The following is a 717-nucleotide window of genomic DNA, read 5'->3' as shown; positions in this document are numbered from 1 at the left end:
CTTCCACGCCGGATCGTCCAGGGTCGCCAGCAGCAGGCGGTTGGCGTTGACGTCGACGGACGTCATGAGCCACCACCAGCCGTCCGCGCGCTCCGTCGAAAAGCCCATCGTCGTGCCCTGCAGGTTCAGGCGCGCGCGCAGGACCTGGCCGGCCTGCACGAGGCGCTGCTCGCGCTGCGGCAGTGCCGGCGTGCGTTTCAGGATCAAATACCAGTCGATGACGGCGGACGTGGGCCACAGATTCGGCCGCACCTCGATCGAGTCCAGCAGCGCCGGCTGAATCTGCGTGTCGCGCGACAGCGCTTCCAGCGCCGCCAGCTTGCGCACGGCCAGTTCACCCGTCGCGCGGCCGCTGCCGCGCACGATCTTCCCTTCGACGAACGCGGCGAGGCCCGCTTCCATGCGGCCGCGCAGCTCGTCCGGGATCGCATATCCGGCTTCGTGCGTCACGGACAGCACATAGGCCGTGAGCACGTCGCTGCCCTGGTCCATCGGCGCGAAATACTTGACGAGGCCATCGCCGTCCAGGTGCGACGGCAAGGTCGCGACGACCTTCTCCCACATCGCCTCGTCCTGCAGCGCCACTGCGCGCGACGTGCGCTGTTCGAAGCACGTGTACGGATACGCGGTCATGTAGTCGCGCACGCCCGGCAGGTCGCTGCCGAGGCGCGCCTGCAGGGTCGTGCGGATGCCGCCGCGTCCCGGCAGCGCGTCGGC

Annotated in this window: 1 pseudogene; it reads right to left on the bottom strand. The window is 69.7% G+C overall.

The window, feature by feature from the left end:
* Positions 1-717: pseudogene (locus ACEN88_RS33425) on the bottom strand (alpha-2-macroglobulin); the annotation flags it as partial.

Origin of the sequence: Massilia sp. CT11-108 (assembly GCF_047302915.1) — a bacterium.
Taxonomy (GTDB): domain Bacteria; phylum Pseudomonadota; class Gammaproteobacteria; order Burkholderiales; family Burkholderiaceae_D; genus Telluria; species Telluria orientalis.
This window is presented reverse-complemented; position numbering and strand designations above follow the sequence as displayed.